Here is a 19,501-nt window from a genome sequence, read left to right on the forward strand (position 1 = left end):
TTTAGAATTCATTTTTTTCAATTATTGAATCAGTATTAATAATTATGTTCTTTAAATTTTCAATGACATCTGATGAAGAATTATTCCACATTTTTCTATTTACAATTTCAAGAAATCTTTGTGCAATATCTCTTAAAGCCCATGGATTATTCTCTAGAAAGAAATTCCTAAGATCCAGATCACATAACCATGATTTATAAACTTCATCATAACACCAATCTGAGACTACTTCAGTAGAAGCATCAAAAGCATATAAGTAATCTAGTGTAGCTGAAAATTCAAACGCTCCTTTATAACCATTATCCTTCATTCCATTTATCCATTTAGGGTTAAGTATTCTTGATATAACAACTTTATTAATTTCATCTTGTAATTTTGAAATTTTGGATAATCCAAATTTTGATAAATCACCATGATACATTTCAGGAAATTTACCGCTCAATTTTTTTACTGCTGAAGATAAGCCACCCTGAAACTGATAATAATCATCAGAATCTAAAATATCATGTTCCTTATTATCTTGGTTATGAACAACTAACTGAACATTTTTAAGAGCATTTTCTAATGATTTTTTATCCTCTATAGGTTCAAGATTATCACTGTAAATCCACTTACTCCAATTAAGAAAAGATTCTCCAAAATCATCAATATTTTCCCAATTAGAATTAGAAATTAGTTCTTGTAGTCCAGCTCCATATGAACCTGGCGCTGAACCAAATATACGATTAATTGAATCACCATCCCTTGATGCCCCAGCAAGAGGGTTAAATTTATCATCCTCATTAAGATTAGAAACAAGATTTATTGCTTTAGAAGTTAATTTTACTAACTGTGGAAATGCATCTCTAAACATTCCTGAAATCCTTAAAGTAACATCAACCCTTGGTCTTTCGAGAACAGATAAAGGAATGATTTCTAGATCTACTACTCTTCTAGAGGGCCCATCCCAAATAGGCTGTACTCCTAATAAATATAGTATTTGACAAATGTCTTCACCACCATTTCTCATTGTGGATGTTGCCCATACAGATATTGCTATATTTTTTAAATCTTCTCCATTATCTTGTTTGTATAAATCAAGTATTTGTGAGGCGGATTGACAACCAACACTCCATGCTGATTCAGTTGGCAGTCCTCTCGAATCAACTGAAAAGAAATTTTTACCAGTGGGTAAAGCTTCAGTTTTACCTCTCGTAGGGGCTCCAGATGGACCACTTTTTACATATTGTCCATTTAACGAATTAATAAATGATAATTTCTCATTATATGAAGAATTAATGATTGGATATAGAATCTCTTTTTTTAATAATAAAAAATACTTATTATGTTTTTTTTCATTAAAGAAATAGTCTATTATTTTCTGATTTTTATATTTCTCAAGATTTTTTATATTGATATTCTTTTTGTAAAAAAACAAATATATTAAATACTTTGCTTGTTGTTCCAAAAAATCAATAGCCATTCTAAAGTTTAAAATGTTTTTGTTGGAAAAAGTCAATAATATTTTTTTATCCTTTTCACTTAACTTTTGATCATATATATTCGTCCAAGGATCCAAATCTAGTTTTAAATGTTTTGCTATATATTGAACAATCCCAATTCTATTGGCATTTGGCACTCTAGCGACACACAAGAATAAATTTATTTCATTAATGTCATTCTGCCTATTACCAAAAATATGCAAACCTGTCCTAATTTGAGATTCTTTAATTTTGCAAAGAAAAGAATCAATCTCTTCAATTTGATTATTTTTATTATTTAAAGTGATTTCGTTAAAATCTTTTTTAATTAATTCAAAAATGGATTTTTCTATAATTTCAATCCGATTAGAATTTAATAATTTTGCTTCAAAATATTCGTCTAAATAATTTTCTAATATTGAATATTTTCCATATAATTCTGACCTATCCAAAGGAGGGGTTAAATGATCAATAATTGTTGCAGCAGTTCTTCTTTTAGCTTGGGATCCTTCCCCAGGATCATTTACGATAAAAGGATATATGTTTGGAATTGCTGGACAAATAATATTTGGAAAACATTTATTACTGAGACCTATAGATTTGCCAGGTAACCATTCAACAGTCCCATGTTTACCAATATGGCAAATAGCATTTGCGTTAAAAACTTTTTCAATCCAAAAATATTGTGCTAAATATCTATGGGGAGGTGGAAGATCGGGAGAATGAATATCTCTATCAGTGAAAGAGTCATAACCTCGTTGAGGTTGAATCAATAATGTTATTTTTCCAAATCTAATACCATTTATTGAGAAGCCTTCATTATCAAGATCGATCGCTTCTGATGGTTTGCCCCAACGGTTAACAATAATATTTTTTGGTTCAAGTTCTAAATAATTCCAATATTTTAAATATTCACTAAGTGGTAAGTAATCTAATGGTTTATTATTTTGAGATTCAATATCATTAGTTCTAGTTTTTATAAGTATTGACATTAATACCGAAGAATCTTGAGGGTAATTACAAGATCCAAGATCATAACCTTCTTCTTTTAACCAGTTAAGAATATTTATTATCGAAGATGGTGTATTAAGACCAACACCATTACCGATTCTTCCATTCTTTACTGGATAATTACTTATTATTAAACAGATTTTTTTTTCAAAATTATTAAGTTGTTGAAGTTTCACATAATTTGTTGCGAATTTTGAAATCCATTTAATACCTACTTGATCAGCTTTGTAACTGGTTATTTCACTGTAGAGTGTATTTTTTTTAGAAATTATTTCTTTAAATGCTGAAGGACAGGTAGTAATCCTTCCATCAAATTCAGGAATAATTATTTGCATCAATAAATCAGATGAATTCATTCCAATGGATGAATTTAACCAATTTTTTCTTGATCTATTTGAAGAGAGAAGCTGTAAAATTGGAATTTTAAGAGAAGTAAAAATATTTGTAGAATTTTCAATTAATTCGTTATTTTTGATTTGAGATGAAGAAAATGAAGTTGTGGTAATTATTAATTTAATATCTTCCTTTTTAAAAATTTCTATTAATTTCTTTTGAATAATATGATCTTTTAGTGTTGAAATAAATAACGTTTTAGGCGATAGTCCGCATCTTCGTAACTGCAAGTTAAGTTTTTCGTTTACTTCAATTTCATTAGCCAAAAAAAGTGATTTATAGGATATTATTCCAATCTTTTCTCCTTTTTCAATTTTCCAATCATATAAATAAGGATCTGGATAAAAACTAATATTCAAAAACTCATCAGGAATTAATGTTTCATTTACCTTTAGATAATTTAAACAATTAAGAAATTTTCTATAATTCTCCATTCCTCCCGATCTCAGTAATCTAGAAATATTTAATGCAATATTTTTATCTATACTACTTATTTCACTTAAGGACACTTCCTGATCAACGGTACCAGATAGGATTACTAACTTCCTTTTTTTATTGACTGCTTGCCAATTTAAAAGTTGTTCAATTCCATAGTTCCATGTACCTTTATCGCCAAAAATTCTTAGTATGACAACTTTTGCATAATTAATTGTTTTTAATAAATAATTATCTATTTGAGCTGATGAATTTAAATTAGAAATTTCTAAAGCTCTTATATTATTTTTTAATGAAGCAAATTCTTTTTCTAACAATAATTTTGATATGAGATTTAAATCAGCTTTTACACTTGTTATAAAAATAAAATCTGCCGCTGGTTGCTCAATTAAATCATCATTATTCTTTTCATTTCCTGCTACATTTAATATCCTGTGCATTTTATATATAAATAAGGTTTAGAATAAGTAAGTAGGATAAAACAAGTTTACCTTAATTAAATAAATTGAATATGCATGAATTTCTTCCATACGCCTGGTTCGAAGGTAAATGTATTCCATTTAAAGAAGCAAAAATATCAATAGCTACTCATGCACTACATTATGGTACGGCTGCATTTGGAGGAATGCGAGCGATACCTAACCCTACAAATAAAGAAGAATTCCTTTTATTTAGAACTGATAAACACATAAAAAGATTATCTCAAAGTGCAAAATTACTCTTAACTGATATATCTGAAGAATATATTTTTAAAGCCTTAGAGGAAGTTATAAAAAGAAATAAGCCACAAAAACCTATTTATATTAGACCATTCGTATATACAAGCGATTTAGGTATAGCTCCAAGGTTACACAATATTGAAACAGATTTCTTTATGTATTGTATTGAACTAGGAGATTATCTATCCCCAGATGGGGTTTCATGTAGAATGAGTAGTTGGACTAGACAAGAAGATAGATCTCTCCCATTGAGAGGAAAAATAAGTGGAGCTTATATTACTAGTTCATTAGCTAAAACAGAAGCTAGTTTATCGGGTTTTGATGAAGCTCTGCTATTAAATTCAAGTGGTAAGGTAAGCGAAGCTAGTGGTATGAATTTATTTATTGTAAGGAATGGAGACTTAATCACTCCTGGTGTTGATCAAGATATTCTTGAGGGTATTACTAGAGCTAGTGTAATTGAATTAGCAAAATCATTTGGAATAAATGTAATTGAAAGGCCTGTTGATAAAACAGAATTATTAATAGCAGATGAAGTTTTTCTAACTGGTACAGCAGCAAAAATTACACCAGTTAAAAAAATTGAATCAAGTGAATTAAATGGTGACAAACCAATAATGAATAAATTAAAAAGTAAGCTTATAGAAATAACAGAAGGTCGTTCTCAAGACTATGATAATTGGGTGACAAGAATTTCTCTAAAATAATTTTCACCTAAAAATGGAATCTTTCAGAACCTATCTAAATAGAGATGAAAAGCCATTAATAATTTTTGACGGAGGTACTGGAACATCATTTCAGAACTTAAATCTTACAGCAGACGACTTTGGAGGAAAAGAATTAGAGGGTTGTAATGAAAACCTTGTTTTATCCTCACCAAAGATAGTTGAAAAGGTCCATAATTCATTCTTAGAAGCAGGTTGTCATGTTATAGAAACTAATACTTTTGGTGCCTCATCAATAGTTCTTGATGAATATGATATTAAGAATAAGGCCTATGAGATAAATAAAAATGCTGCACTAATAGCAAAAAAAGCTGCTGCAAAATATGCATCAGTTGATAAGCCAAGATTTGTTGCTGGTTCAATTGGACCAACCACTAAATTACCCACATTAGGGCATATAAATTTTGATGAATTAAAGGAATCATATAAAGAACAGATATATGGTCTTACGGATGGAGGAGTTGATCTACTTTTAATTGAAACTTGTCAAGATGTATTGCAAATAAAATCTGCCTTATTAGCTTCTAAAGAAGTACTTGATAGTAAAAATATAGATATACCTATAATGGTATCTATAACAATGGAAACAACAGGTACTATGCTTGTTGGATCTGACATTGCCTCTGCATTAACAATATTAGAGCCGTTTAATATAGATATCCTTGGACTAAATTGTGCTACTGGTCCAGAACAAATGAAAGAACATATTAAATATTTATCTGAAAATTCTCCCTTCGCTATAAGCTGTATTCCCAACGCAGGACTTCCTGAAAATATTGGCGGTGTTGCTCATTACAGATTAAAGCCAATAGAATTAAAGATGCAGTTAATGAATTTTATATATGACTTTAATGTTCAATTAATAGGTGGATGTTGTGGGACAACACCCGAACATATTAAATATCTTTCTTCAATAATAGATGAAATTATTGATAACGAAATGCCAAATAAAAATGGTAAGAACAATTTAAGTGGCTATATTCCTTCTGCATCATCAATATATAATTCTGTACCGTACAAACAAGACAATTCTATTTTGATTGTAGGCGAAAGATTAAATGCAAGTGGATCTAAAAAGGTAAGGGAGTTGTTAAATAACGATGATTGGGATGGACTAGTATCAATTGCCAAGCAACAACAAAAAGAAAATGCACACGTTCTTGATGTGAATGTTGATTATGTAGGGAGAGACGGAGTGAAAGATATGAAAGAAATAACATCAAGACTTGTTACCAATATAAATTTACCATTAATGATTGACTCTACAGATGCTGACAAAATGGAAAGTGGATTAAAGTCAGCGGGTGGTAAATGTATTATAAATTCAACCAATTACGAAGACGGTAATGAAAGGTTTGATCAAGTTCTAAATTTAGCCTTGGGGTATGGTTCAGGTCTTGTTGTAGGAACTATTGATGAAGATGGAATGGCAAGGAATGCAGATAAAAAATATGACATTGCTAAACGAGCAATTAATAGAACCAGGGAATGCGGTTTGTCTGATTATGAGCTCTTTTTTGATCCATTAGCTCTTCCAATATCTACTGGGATAGAAGAAGATAGATTAAATGCTAAAGAAACAATTACTGCTATATCAAAAATTCGTGAAAATTTTCCTGAGATTCACATCATACTTGGGATATCAAACATTAGTTTTGGTCTTTCACCATTATCCAGAATTAATCTAAATTCAATATTTTTAGATGAATGCATTAAAGCAGGATTGGATTCTGCTATCATCGCACCAAATAAAATTTTGCCATTATCAAAAATTTCTGAAGAAACCAAAAAGCTTTGCTTAGATTTGATATATGACAAAAGAAAATTTGAAGATGATATTTGTATTTATGATCCATTAGTAGAATTAACAAAAGCTTTTCAAGATTTATCTATTCAAGATTTCAAAAAAGCATCTTCAGAAAATAAAAACCTAACTCTGGAAGAAAGCCTAAAAAATCATATTATTGATGGAGAAAAAATAGGTTTAGAGGATCAACTAAATAAAGCTTTAAAAAAATATAAACCTCTAGAAATAATTAATACCTTTCTACTAGATGGGATGAAAGTTGTTGGTGATTTATTTGGCTCAGGTCAAATGCAATTGCCATTTGTACTCCAATCCGCCGAAACAATGAAATTTGCCGTTTCAATTTTAGAACCACATATGGAAACTGTGGAAGAAAACATATCAAATGGAAAACTCTTAATTGCAACAGTCAAAGGCGATGTTCATGATATAGGAAAAAATTTGGTTGACATAATACTTACAAATAATGGTTATGACGTAATAAATCTTGGAATAAAGCAAGATGTTTCAGCAATTATAGATGCACAAAAAAAGCACAATGCAGATTGCATCGCTATGAGCGGATTACTTGTTAAATCAACTGCTTTTATGAAAGATAATTTAGAAGCTTTTAACAATGAAGATATTAGTGTACCAGTAATATTAGGAGGTGCAGCCTTAACCCCAAAATTTGTAAATGAGGACTGCAGCAAAATATATAAAGGGAAAATTTTATACGGAAAAGATGCGTTCACTGATCTTAAATTCATGAATGAATATATGGACAATAAAAAAAAGGGAAATTGGTCAAATACAGAGGGATTCATCAATAATGAGGGAATAGATATTAATTTAGCCTCATCAAAGTCCAACTCTCAAGCTGTTAAAAAATCAATATCTATAGATATAGAGACTTCTAAATTAAATTTAAAAGAAAATTTTATAAGATCTAAATTTATAAATGAAGAAGAACCAATTCAAGCTCCTTTCTTGGGAACGAAAGTCTTGAACGAGATTGATATAGATTTAAATAAGTTAATTTTTTATTTAGATACAAAAGCTCTTTTTAGCGGACAATGGCAAATAAAAAAAGGAAAAAACCAAAGCGTAGATGAATACAATAACTATTTGGATTCATATGCTAAACCATTGCTAGATAGATGGTTAGAGACAATTGTAGAAAAAAAACTTATTTCACCCAAAGCAGTTTATGGATATTTCAGATGCGGTAGAAAAGATAATAGTATTTTCTTATTTGATGATAAATCATTAAATAAAATTTCCGAATTTAATTTCCCAAGACAAAAATCTGGGAATAATTTATGCATAGCTGATTTTTATTGTGATTTGAAAAAGGATAAACCGATAGATATATTTCCTATGCAGGCAGTAACGATGGGCGATATTGCCAGTGAATATTCTCAAAAATTATTTAAAGAAGATAAATATAGCGATTATTTATTATTCCATGGACTTACAGTGCAATTAGCAGAAGCTCTAGCTGAGTATGTCCATGCATTAATTCGTATTGAATGTGGTTTTAGGACTGAAGAACCAGACAAAAATAGAGAAATACTAGCTCAAAAATATAGAGGAGCTAGATATTCATTTGGTTATCCTGCATGTCCAAAAGTATCTGATTCAAACATACAATTATCATTGTTGGATGCAAAAAGAATAAGCTTGACCATGGATGAATCTGAACAACTTCATCCAGAACAAAGTACTACAGCTATCATTTCACTGCACTCAAAAGCTAAATATTTCAGCGCTTAATCTAAATCTTTAGTTGTTTTCTAAATACTCAATAATTTCTTCTTGAAGTTCTTCCATCGTTTCATTTTCACCTAAATCAAGTCCCTCACCTGCCGCGTCCTGTGTTAACTCAAGATAATATGAAGCGCCATCACTAGATAAAAATTCTAATGCGGAAGTTTCATCACTATCTTTAAAAGCTTCATAAAGAGCTTTAAATGCTATGTTTTCAGTAAAGTCCCAATCCATAATGAAAAAAACCTTATTAGAATTATTACCTCCTTACCCCCTATACTCGTCAACCTTTTTTAAAGAAATGTTGGTGTTTTATTATTATTAAAAAAATCTATGAACATAAATAATCAAAATCAGTTAAATGTCCTTGGAGAAAAAATTGAGATTTGTAGTTGCGCACCTATGACAGGGTGGTTCAGGGATGGATTTTGCAACTATGACAAGAATGATGGTGGGAATCATTCCATATGTTGTGTGATGGATGATAATTTCCTGAAATATAGTAAATCACAAGGTAATGATTTAATTACTCCTATGCCTATTTATTCCTTCCCAGGACTAAAGGATGGTGATCATTGGTGTATTTGTCTTGATAGGTGGAAGCAAGCATTATTAGACGGTCTTGCACCAAAAGTCATATTAGAATCAACTAATATTGTAGTTTTAGAATCAGTACCTCTTGAAAAATTGAAAGAATATCAATTTAATAAAAAGTAATTACAAGTTTATTTTTTTTTTTAAAATGGTTATGATAAATTTTTTTTAATGAGTTTAGAAATATATTGGAAAAAAGCATTAGAACAAACTCGATTATCAATTGATGATGAATCTTTATATCCTCTCAAAACTGATATAATTACAAGAGATTTATATGAAAAAGACGACTTCATAATTAGGAAACTCGATACTTCAAAATTTATTAAAAAAAAAATTTATGGTCCTAAGCAAAATCCGTTTTGTCCTTGGGAAAAGATACTAGAAATTGATAAAATTGGTGATAATCATCAACTAATATTAAATAAGTACCCTGTACAAAAAGGTCATATTTTACTTATTACAAATAAATGGAAACCTCAAAATGGATGGTTAGATATTAAAGATTGGAGAGCGATCCAACAAGTTAATAATGATACTAGTGGATTATGGTTTTTCAATAGTTCTCCAATTGCGGGAGCAAGTCAACCTCACAGGCATTTTCAACTTCTGCGTAGATCTAAAGGTGAGATATCATGCCCTAGAGAAAAGTGGTTTTTAGAGATGAACTCTTATCAAGATCTAGATAGTAAGCTTAAAAAAAATATTATTGTATCCAAATTTAATTTTTTAGAAAATCCATCATGTCTTTTTGAGTTTTACTTAGAATTATGCAAGAAATTGGGACTTGGGGATCCTATTAGTGATAAGAAACCGATATGTCCCTACAATATTTTAATAACTAATAAATGGATCGCTATTATAAAAAGAAAAAATGATCATATTCATGGTTTCAGTATTAACGGTTTAGGATTTGCAGGATATCTACTAGTAACTGAAAATTCAAATATTAATTATTTAAAGAAATTTGGCCCTGAAAAACTTCTAGAAAGTTTTGTTTGAATACTAATTAGTTACCTCAACTTCCTTATCCCTGCTTATTTGGTTTTCTAGAACTTCTATAGATGCTGTTACTGATGCAATTTTACGTTCAAGTGAATCCTTAATATAGTTGAGCATTTCTAATTTCTTGTGTTGATAAAAACTCTTTTTTTCTTTAGATGACTTGGAACAATTAAACATTTTTTTATTTTTATTATAAAAAGATACTTAATTGACTTGTGACAGAAAAATAAATTGGTTTTAATTTAAAAACAATATTCCTTATGGACTTTCAATATTTTTTGAATAAAATTAAATAAATTCCATACTCTTCAAGAAAATATTATTGAATAGTCCTGAAAATTCAAATACAAAAAGAATTTCAATTGATTTACCTGAGGAACTAATTTCCAGGTTTGATCAATTACGAAAAGAGTGGGGATTTAGAGCAAGAGGACCTGTAATAGAAAAGATACTTAAAGAACTTCTTCAAGAAGATGATTTACTACCTAAAAACCAACAGCAAGAAATAGACTTTAACGATAAGAATACTAATGAAAATTTAAATATTGATGAAGATACTGCATTGGTATTAATTAAATCAGACGTAAAAAAAGAAGTTAATGAGATATCTTTAAATAAAAGATCTACAAATAACAATCAATATAAAGAAACAGCCAACTCAAATATAAGCCTTCCCAATTTCGTTGAAAAAAAAGTAAAGAATCTAAGAAGAAGTATTAATAGTGAAAAATTAAAGGAGAATATTAATGATATACAAATTAATACAATCAAAGAAACTGAATTAATAAAATGTCGAATTGAGTTAATTAGTCATTGGAAAACACTATATGGATCAGTTCCTAATGACCATGTAGTAGAAGCTTCAATAGATTGGTTTGAAAGGGATATATGGCCAAATCTTGATGGGACTGAAAATCTACCCTTTACTTGGAGTGCAGCCAATAAATTAATGTCAGAATTATGCCCATTTTGGATAAAGAAAAATCCATCACTTGAAATTGTTTTATTAATGATTGGCGTTTTAGAAGACCCTTTTGCAACATCAGATCTGATAAATAGAATACCAACACTTATGAGAAGGTTTGTAAGTAGATTTAAGCGAAATAATAGATCAAATTCATTTGAAACTTTGGACTCAACAATGACAGTACATGGAGCACTTAAATTATTGAATTTATCAACATCAGCAGGATCAGCTCATACATTCCGTAAAATTAGGGAGGCCTATAAATCAATAGCCTTAGAGACACATCCAGATGCTGGAGGATCAACAGATCAAATGAGAAAATTAAATGAAGCGTATCAATTGCTAAAAAATCTATATAGAGACTAGTATAGTAATTCCCATATAAGACTAATTACAAGTCTAATTAATAGTCTCATATAAGATAGCTGTTAAGCAAAAATTTCTAATTTTAATAAATTATTTTTATTCAAATTTATGTAAGCAAAAAATATGTATTAATGAAATTAAGACAAAATTTTTTTTTAAAAAATAAAAATTTCTTTGTATAGCAATTCTTAAATAAGACTTATTATTAGTCTACTATATAGTCTCAAAATAGATAAGTAAGATAAATAAATTAATCGATTTGAATGAATCATGTCCAAACTGCTTATGCTTAATGCCTGGGAAAAATTAAAAATTGAATAATAAATCAATAAATTATGTCCTTTAAATGTCCAATAAATTAATAAGGACTAGAAAGCCTTGCTATAACGGCTTTTTATGTGCCTCCGTACTGCCTTAAAGACAGTACTACTTGGTTTGGAGCTTTTGCATAGCAGTTTGTTTATCAATGCTAGGGACATCGCTTAATCCATTTGCGTCAAACCAAGGGGCACTAGCCCAATCAAACCCTTCTCCAAAAGTGTTATCAGGTGCAGTTATATACCAATGACATGAAGCGTCTGGAACATCAACAGAACATTTTGACCAATCGTCTGACCATTGGGGAACCTGTACCCAAAGCACTGAAGATAATAAAAGTGACAGTATATTTATCATGTACTTAATAATACAACATTAATTAGTTTTATAGGATTATTATTTATCTTATATAAGAATTATAAGTAGACTAGTTTCTAGTCTCATATAAGATTAAGTATACAATTAATTCCTCAATTTAGTTTTAAAACATTTTTCTACATTAGAAATGATATTTGAATGTATTGATGTAATATCTGATTCCAATAACGTTTTATCTTTATCTCTATAAGTTAATCTAAATGTATAACTTACATGATCATTACCAAGTTTATAATCTTCAAAAATATCAATTAAAATTACATCTTCTAGGAGATTTTTTCCTGTTTTTCTAATTTGTGATGTTATATCGCTAATTAAAAATTTCTTATTGAAAACAAAATTAATATCCCTTTCTATTTTCGGAACAATTGGGTATTGCTTAAATATTGGAATCCAATTATTTTTTCTTGTACTAGCTCCCAAAAGATTTACTACGTTTATGCTAAATAAATAAACTTTTTTTAATGACTTCTTCTCTAGTATTAATTCGGGATGAATTTCACCAAAATAACCTGCATCTTTCCCTTCAATAATTAATTTTGCAGTTCTTCCCGGATGTAGAAAATCTATTGAATCGGTTGGTTTATCAACAATTTTTATATTCAAACAAGATAAGGCCTCCTTTAACTTTCCTCTAGCCTGATAATAATTAAGATCATTACTCTTTCCCGAATTTACCCATTTTCCAAATTTTCTATCGCCATAAATTGCACCATTCAGCACTTCCTCTTGAATGAACTCAGTATTCTTGTGAAAAATATTTCCTATTTCAAATAAAAAACAACTAGTTTGTCCAGCTTTTATATTACGGTTTACAATTTTCAAATGTTCTTTCCAGATATTATCTCTTAGGCAGCTAGTTTCTAATAACAATGGATTAGAAATCTTTATAAGTGTTTCTTTATCTTCTGGAACAAGAGAGTAGCTAAGTACTTCGTTAAAACCATTTTCTGTAAAACCATTTTTTACTTTTCTCAATGCCAACTGTTCTGACGACAATTTTCCAGGATTAATTGGATTAGGAAGGTTCAAGTCGAATCTGTCATAACCTATTAATCTCGCAATTTCCTCAATTAAATCTATCTCTCTTATTAAATCTTGTGATCTATTAGGAATAACCGCTACATCCCAGCCATATTCTTTACTCTTTAAAGTACAACCTATAAGTGTTAATTTATCAACTATTTCAGTATCAGTTAAATTTCTTTTATCAAATTGATCGTTGATGATTAATGGACCAAGAATTTTATGTATTCGATTTCTCCTTAATTTAATAAAAACATCCTCATCATTTTTTAAATTCGAAGTATTTATGATTGGTAACTTAATAGAATAATATTCTTCTAAAAGATTAATTGCTCTGGTAACTGCACTTATTGTATTTTTTGATGAAATGCCTTTTTCATATCTGCTGCTAGATTCTGTTCTTATTCCAACTGCTTTTGATGATTTTCGTATAGTAACTGGATTAAAAACAGCGCCTTCAAGATAAATAGAAGAGGTAGTATTGGTTACGGAAGTCTCTAAACCACCTATAACCCCAGCAATAGCGACAGGTTTATCGCAACAAGTAACTACTGTAATATTTTCATTTAATTCATATTTTTTACCATCTAAACATACAAGGCTTTCGTTATCTATGGCTTTACGTACAGAGAAGTCTTCTGGAGAAACTTCTTTTCCAATTAATTTTGATAGTTTTTCTTTATCAAATGCATGCAAAGGTTGTCCTTGTTCTAAAAGAATATAGTTTGTTATGTCAACTAGAAGATTAATCGACTTTATTCCTGATTTTTCTATACGGTCTTTAAGCCATTTTGGCGATAATATATCTCCATTTACTCCATCAATACAACTTATTGTATAAATGCAATCAGATGTTATGGCTTCTTGGCAAAGTTTATTCCCTTTAAGTAAATGAATATTGTATTTACTGTTTATTTTTGGAAAATGTAACGTGGATTCTAAAAGGGCTGAAATTTCGCGGGCTATACCCACAACAGACATTCCGTCTGGTCTATTAGCAGTAATAGCTAAATCATATATAAAATCATTTAATTGAAGTAATTCAGACCCTGGAGTGCCCAATTCATATTTTATAGCTAAACCTTCATCAATGATCTCTATCCCTTCGCTTGAGTCTTCTAATCCTAGTTCCTGCAGAGAGCATATCATTCCTTCACTCATAACACCTCTAATTTCACTTCTTTTAATAGTTAAATCAACTGCTTTTAATTTTGTACCGACAGTAGCAACATAAACATAAATATTTGGCTTAATATTGCGAGCACCACAGATAATTTGTAAATTCTTTGAAATACCAATATCGACTTGGCAAATTGAGAGTTTGTCAGATCCTTCGTGTTTTAAAACAGATAAGACCTTACCTAAAACAACACCATTTACATTTTCGGAACAATCTTCTAATGATTCAACCTCAAATCCACCAATTGACAATTTCTCAGACAGATCTAAAGGAGTAGAAGAAATTTCTACTAAATTTTTCAACCAATTATGAGAAACTTTCATAAATATTTTTTTAATCTATGATGAAAAAAGAAATGAGTATATCTTCAAAAAAGTTTGTTGAAGATGTACAATAGAAAATTATACAATAAAGTATTAATTAAAATGGCTAAAAAAGGGACAAGAGTTGTAGTGACCCTGGAATGTACTGAAGCTAGGACAAGCACAGATCCTAAGAGATCAAATGGTGTTTCAAGATATACTACTGAAAAGAATCGTAGAAATACAACCGAAAGATTAGAACTTAAAAAGTTTAATCCTCATTTAAACAGAATGACAATTCACAAAGAAATAAAGTAGTTAAATCAAATCACATCAAATTAAATCATGCCTAACTCAATTTTTAAAAAACAATTATCACCTATCAAACCTGGAGATCCTATTGACTATAAGGATGTAGATCTACTAAAGAAATTCATAACTGAGAGGGGAAAAATCCTACCAAGAAGGATGACAGGTTTAACCTCTAAGCAACAAAGAGATCTTACATTAGCTGTAAAAAGAGCCAGAATTGTTGCTCTTTTACCCTTCGTAAATCCTGAAGGTTAATTACATATTGAATATAGTTGGCACTATAATAAATTTCTCAATTATTTGAAAGATTTAACTAATTTAAAAACATATATTATTGACTCTGATGATCCACATGAGGTTGATGATGCTATTTCATTAGAAATAAAAGAAGGAGATATAAAAAATTTATGGATACATATTAGTAATCCTTGCAAACTCTTTTTGCATGACTCCAATGTTGATCTAGATGCAAGAAAGAAGAATAGCAGTTTATATTTAATTGATCAATATGTCCCAATGCTACCTAAAGATATTCTTGAAAAGGCAAACCTCGCTCAAAATAAAATTTCGGAAACTATTAGTGCAGCAATAGAATTCAGTGACGATGGATCAATAAATAATTATGAAATAACTGAAGCAATAATAAAACCAAAATATCAATTAACATATGAAGATGCAAATGAAATATTAGAATTAGAACCTAAAGAAGAAATAGAATTAATTGAGATTAAAAATTTATTAGAAAAAAGTATTACATTTAGAAAGAAACAAGGAGCAATTATTTTTGAAAGTCCTAATAGTAAAGTTAAATTACATAAGGATAAAGTTGTACTAAATAAATTAGAGAAAACAATATCACAAATTATAGTTGCTGAATCAATGATATTAATGGGTTATGTAACAAGTTTATTTATAGATAAATATAATTTAGCGGCTGCATTTAGGATTCAGAAATTAAATTGTAACCCATCTGAAATACTTAATAGATACAACGATAGTGAAATTAAATATATAATATTAAAGCAATATATGGGAAGAAGCTATATAACAACTAAGCCCGGGGTCCATGAATCATTAGGCCTTAAAATGTATGTACAATGTACTTCACCATTAAGAAGATACCTTGATTTAATTATTCAAAGACAAGTATATAATAAAATTAATAATTACGAACTTTTAAGTACAAATTCAGTCTCTAAGATTATTGATTATTCGAAGAATAGACAGTTAGAGAATAATAATATTTTTAAAAATAATAAATTTAAGTATTTATCAATATTTTTTAAGAATGCAAATAAACCTTTTTATAAAATAATATTCGTTAAGTGGATTAATCATAAAAGAAATATTGCTTTGGTTTATTTCCCAGATTATTCACTAGAAATACTTATTACACTTTTTGTATCAATAGAAATATATAGTAATAAAATTTATAAAGTTAAATATAATATAAATGATAGTAATCTTTTAGAGTTTATTTATTAATAATATTATAAATATAATAGGTTGTTATTAGTTTAAAAATATCTGTTAGAATTAATAAAAAAACTTTATGACTTTTGTCATTACTACCCCTTTATACTATGTTAATGATAAACCTCATTTAGGAAGTGTATATACAACAATAATTTGTGACTCAATAGCTAGGTACAAAAGGCTTATAGGTGAAGATGTTATTTTCATCACTGGTGTAGATGAACATGGTTTAAAAATACAAAGAACAGCTAATGAAAAGGGTATTAAACCAAAATCACATTGTGATGAAATCTCAGAAGTTTTTAATGTTAATTGGAAAAAATGGAATATATCTTTTGATAAATTTATAAGGACAAGCTCAAAAGATCATGAATTTGTTGTTAATGAATTTTATGAAAGAGTAAAAGAATCTGATGACATCTACATGGGAGTTCAAAAAGGTTGGTATTGTGTAGGTTGTGAGGAATTTAAAGATAATCCAGAAAACTCATCAACATACAAGTGCCCAATACATCAAAAAAATCTAGAATGGAAAAATGAAGAGAATCTTTTTTTTAGGCTATCGAAATATCAAAAAGAAATTGAGAAATTAATCAACGAACCTTCTTTTATAGAGCCAATAGAAAGAAAGAATGAAATTATAAATTTCGTCTCTAGAGGTTTAAAGGATTTTTCAATTTCAAGAACAAATGTCACATGGGGAATAACTGTCCCTGATTACGATAATCATACCTTTTATGTATGGTTTGATGCTTTACTTGGATATGTAAGTGCCATCAGTTCTGATGCGACAGAAAATTCATTGGACAAATCAATTAATGGAGGATGGCCAGCTGATATTCATTTAATTGGTAAAGATATTCTGAGATTCCATGCTGTATATTGGCCCGCAATGCTCATTTCTGCGAAAATGAAAGTCCCTAAAAAAGTTTTTGGGCATGGGTTTCTTACAAGAGAAGGACAAAAAATGGGTAAAAGCTTAGGAAATGTACTCGACCCTGATTTATTGCTTAAAAATTATGGAAATGATCCTGTAAGGTGGTACCTCATCAAAGACATATCACTAGGAAATGATGGAGATTTTCAAGATAAAAGATTTGTTGACATTATCAATAATGACTTAGCTAATACAATTGGTAATTTATTAAATAGAACATCATCTATGTCTAGAAAATGGTTTGATAATAAAGTGCCAAATAATGAAAAAATTTTAAGTGAAAATCAATTAGAGAACTCTACCAAAATTGCAGTCGAAAACTATATTTATAACTTTGATAACTACAAATTAGATCTAGCAGCTAATGAAGTACTTAACCTAGCAATTAATACAAATTTGTATTTGAATGATAATCAACCATGGCTATTAATAAAAGAGAAAGAGAATCTACCTCTAGTTAAAGAAATTATTTATAACGTCTTAGAAAGTACCCGAATAATAGGATTATTATTACTACCTTTATTGCCCGATTTATCTTCAAAAATTAATGAACAACTAGGTTCTATATACAGAGAAGAAATTCCTTGGAAAAAACAATTAAATTGGGGATTATTAGTTTGCAACTCTAGTCTTCCTAAACCCAGTCCAATAATAAATAAGCTTGAGTATGAGCAACATTTATAGATTAATATTTTTCATACCATTTTTTATACTTGGTTGTACTCAAAATATAAATGATGAAAATAAACTAATACAAAAAGTAGACAGTTTAAATATGAATATTTTCTCTAAAAGAGGAGATAAAATATATTCAATTACAAGTCCAAATTCAAGTTACGACAATGTTGAATTAAAATTCGAATTAAAAAAACCTATCATAAATATTTTTAATGGGGAAAAAACTAAATATATTATTAGTTCAGAAGAATCCACATTATCAAACAACAATAAACTCTTGGAATTAAAAGGAAACGTTAAATTAAAAACTCTTAAAAAAGATGAGGATATTTTATATGCTGATAATTTTATTTGGAATATAGAAAAGACTAAATATCTATTAAAGGGTAATATAAGATTTGAAAACAAAAATATTATCTTAAATTCAGGAAAAGCCATATTGGGTTCAGATAACATAATTGAATTTTTCAATCCAGTAAAATATATAGTAAAAGATGAAAATAACGATAATAAATATGAAATAAATTCAGAAAATGCCTACTACAACTTAAATACTGAATCAGTAAGTTTTAAAGCAAAAGATAAAAAAGTTAAATCAATAATTTATTTTTAAATTTTATTTTTTGAAAGAATATTATTAATTTTTTTCGACCAGTTATATATCCATTTTTCATCCGACTTAGTAAAACATTTAGTGCTCCAGCCTCCTATTAATATAAAAGCCTTATTATTTATAGGTACAACTAAGATAGATGGAATATCAGCACAAAAATTAAAAAATTCATCTCTTCCAGGATAAAATTTAGTGTTAGCCAAAGATATTAATTTCATATCTTTTATTGATCTCAGACAAGTTTCTCCAGGTTTAAACTCATTACTTGAAGTAATTCCTCTTCTTAATATATTTGTGCCATCATTATGTATTAATATTGTTGCTGCTGCTGTAGAAGTTAATATCGCTTCAGAGCCCCAAGCAAGTTCATGAATAACTTCATCTGGCATGTTTCTATCGAAGAAAAACTTATTTTCTCCTTTTAAATCAGCTTTCTCACCAGCTAAAGGTTCGAATTGTTTAAATAAAAAACCTATCAAAATAATAATTAATGAACCTATTGCAGCTAATACTTGAGCTCTTTCAAGCTCAGGAGTAATTATTTCAATTGAAATGAAATTTGCTATCTGAAAAATAAAGAGTATTGCACCGATTAATATTAATGATTTCCCATTGAATTCCATATATTAAATATGTTAATTCTATTTAAATTATGCAAATATTATATTGTTTAGTACATTTAAAATGACTCAAACATATTGTTTTTAATATATAATTAACCAAAACCCCCCAAAATGAACTTAAACATCAATAAATATATACTTTCGCTTGTTTTTGTTGGCTTAATTTTTATTCTTATTCCCTCGAATACATACGCAAAAGAAATTAATGGTATGAACAAATTTTTTGGTATTACTCAACAGAAGACAATTATAAATTACGAGAAAAGTCAACCTTCATCCATTGACAACCCTGTAGTGGATCCAAACTTTAACACTATGAGATCAAAAGATACTGAGAGTTCAACTGCTACATATATAGTTATTGGTCTGTTAATTGCTGCCACAATTATTCCCCTCGCAACATGGTGGTATTTCTCTAAATAATAGA

The 19,501-nt window shown here is 28.8% G+C and carries 17 protein-coding genes; 11 read left to right on the forward strand and 6 right to left on the reverse strand.

The annotated features are described in order from the left end of the window. Position 1: 1 nt before the first annotated feature. A complete protein-coding gene (gene cobN, locus HA141_RS04945) occupies positions 2–3,739 on the reverse strand; it encodes a cobaltochelatase subunit CobN (RefSeq protein WP_209117478.1) in 3,738 nt (1,245 codons plus the stop codon). Positions 3,740–3,810: 71 nt separating this feature from the next. Between cobN and HA141_RS04950 the strand changes: the two genes are divergently transcribed. After that, a complete protein-coding gene (locus HA141_RS04950; protein WP_209117480.1) occupies positions 3,811–4,725 on the forward strand; it encodes a branched-chain amino acid transaminase in 915 nt (304 codons plus the stop codon). 13 nt (positions 4,726–4,738) lie between these two features. Then, the gene (metH, locus tag HA141_RS04955) at positions 4,739–8,305 is read left to right on the forward strand and encodes a methionine synthase (RefSeq protein ID WP_209117482.1); all 3,567 of its coding nucleotides are present in this window, start codon (positions 4,739–4,741) and stop codon (positions 8,303–8,305) included. 9 nt (positions 8,306–8,314) lie between these two features. Here the strand turns inward: metH and HA141_RS04960 are convergent, their stop codons facing one another. After that, positions 8,315–8,533 (reverse strand): hypothetical protein, encoded by a 219-nt coding sequence (locus tag HA141_RS04960; protein ID WP_209117484.1) that lies wholly within the window; start codon positions 8,531–8,533, stop codon positions 8,315–8,317. A 99-nt stretch (positions 8,534–8,632) separates the two neighbouring features. Between HA141_RS04960 and HA141_RS04965 the strand changes: the two genes are divergently transcribed. Together HA141_RS04965 and HA141_RS04970 are read left to right on the forward strand one after the other, a co-directional pair. Beyond that, on the forward strand, positions 8,633–9,016 hold the full coding sequence (locus HA141_RS04965) for a DUF2237 family protein (RefSeq protein WP_011862954.1): 384 nt from the start codon (positions 8,633–8,635) through the stop codon (positions 9,014–9,016). A gap of 48 nt (positions 9,017–9,064) precedes the next feature. Beyond that, positions 9,065–9,895 (forward strand): DUF4922 domain-containing protein, encoded by an 831-nt coding sequence (locus HA141_RS04970; protein WP_209117486.1) that lies wholly within the window; start codon positions 9,065–9,067, stop codon positions 9,893–9,895. Between the two features lie 3 nt (positions 9,896–9,898). Here the strand turns inward: HA141_RS04970 and HA141_RS04975 are convergent, their stop codons facing one another. Further along, a complete protein-coding gene (locus tag HA141_RS04975; protein ID WP_209117488.1) occupies positions 9,899–10,075 on the reverse strand; it encodes a hypothetical protein in 177 nt (58 codons plus the stop codon). Between the two features lie 145 nt (positions 10,076–10,220). Here HA141_RS04975 and HA141_RS04980 point away from each other — a divergent pair, with 145 nt between their 5' ends. After that, the gene (locus HA141_RS04980; RefSeq protein WP_209117490.1) at positions 10,221–11,231 is read left to right on the forward strand and encodes a molecular chaperone DnaJ; all 1,011 of its coding nucleotides are present in this window, start codon (positions 10,221–10,223) and stop codon (positions 11,229–11,231) included. A 426-nt stretch (positions 11,232–11,657) separates the two neighbouring features. Here HA141_RS04980 and HA141_RS04985 read toward each other — a convergent pair whose 3' ends face one another. Together HA141_RS04985 and pheT are read right to left on the reverse strand one after the other, a co-directional pair. Continuing rightward, positions 11,658–11,906 (reverse strand): hypothetical protein, encoded by a 249-nt coding sequence (locus tag HA141_RS04985; RefSeq protein ID WP_209117492.1) that lies wholly within the window; start codon positions 11,904–11,906, stop codon positions 11,658–11,660. A 105-nt stretch (positions 11,907–12,011) separates the two neighbouring features. Further along, on the reverse strand, positions 12,012–14,456 hold the full coding sequence (gene pheT / locus HA141_RS04990; RefSeq protein ID WP_209117494.1) for a phenylalanine--tRNA ligase subunit beta: 2,445 nt from the start codon (positions 14,454–14,456) through the stop codon (positions 12,012–12,014). Positions 14,457–14,558: 102 nt separating this feature from the next. On the opposite strand from pheT, the gene rpmG reads away from it, so the two are divergent. From rpmG to lptC, 5 genes are all read left to right on the forward strand, one after another. Continuing rightward, on the forward strand, positions 14,559–14,753 hold the full coding sequence (rpmG, locus tag HA141_RS04995) for a 50S ribosomal protein L33 (RefSeq protein WP_002805540.1): 195 nt from the start codon (positions 14,559–14,561) through the stop codon (positions 14,751–14,753). Positions 14,754–14,780: 27 nt separating this feature from the next. Beyond that, positions 14,781–15,002, forward strand: coding sequence for a 30S ribosomal protein S18 (rpsR, locus tag HA141_RS05000; RefSeq protein ID WP_162514192.1), 222 nt, complete (start codon positions 14,781–14,783; stop codon positions 15,000–15,002). Positions 15,003–15,047: 45 nt separating this feature from the next. Next, on the forward strand, positions 15,048–16,232 hold the full coding sequence (locus HA141_RS05005; protein WP_209117496.1) for a ribonuclease catalytic domain-containing protein: 1,185 nt from the start codon (positions 15,048–15,050) through the stop codon (positions 16,230–16,232). A 67-nt stretch (positions 16,233–16,299) separates the two neighbouring features. After that, positions 16,300–17,844 carry a methionine--tRNA ligase gene (gene metG, locus HA141_RS05010; RefSeq protein WP_209117498.1) on the forward strand — a complete coding sequence of 515 codons (1,545 nt, stop codon included), beginning with the start codon at positions 16,300–16,302 and terminating at the stop codon, positions 17,842–17,844. Next, on the forward strand, positions 17,828–18,451 hold the full coding sequence (gene lptC / locus HA141_RS05015) for an LPS export ABC transporter periplasmic protein LptC (protein ID WP_245157281.1): 624 nt from the start codon (positions 17,828–17,830) through the stop codon (positions 18,449–18,451). The genes metG and lptC overlap by 17 nt, the downstream gene beginning before the upstream one ends. Here the strand turns inward: lptC and HA141_RS05020 are convergent. Next, on the reverse strand, positions 18,448–19,074 hold the full coding sequence (locus HA141_RS05020) for a cofactor assembly of complex C subunit B (protein ID WP_209117500.1): 627 nt from the start codon (positions 19,072–19,074) through the stop codon (positions 18,448–18,450). The genes lptC and HA141_RS05020 overlap by 4 nt on opposite strands. A 111-nt stretch (positions 19,075–19,185) precedes the next feature. Between HA141_RS05020 and HA141_RS05025 the strand changes: the two genes are divergently transcribed. Next, on the forward strand, positions 19,186–19,497 hold the full coding sequence (locus HA141_RS05025; protein ID WP_209117502.1) for a fusion glycoprotein F0: 312 nt from the start codon (positions 19,186–19,188) through the stop codon (positions 19,495–19,497). The last annotated feature ends 4 nt before the right edge of the window (positions 19,498–19,501 follow it).

Origin of the sequence: Prochlorococcus marinus XMU1402 (assembly GCF_017696205.1) — a bacterium.
In the GTDB taxonomy this organism is placed as follows: Bacteria; Cyanobacteriota; Cyanobacteriia; order PCC-6307; family Cyanobiaceae; genus Prochlorococcus_A; species Prochlorococcus_A marinus_AC.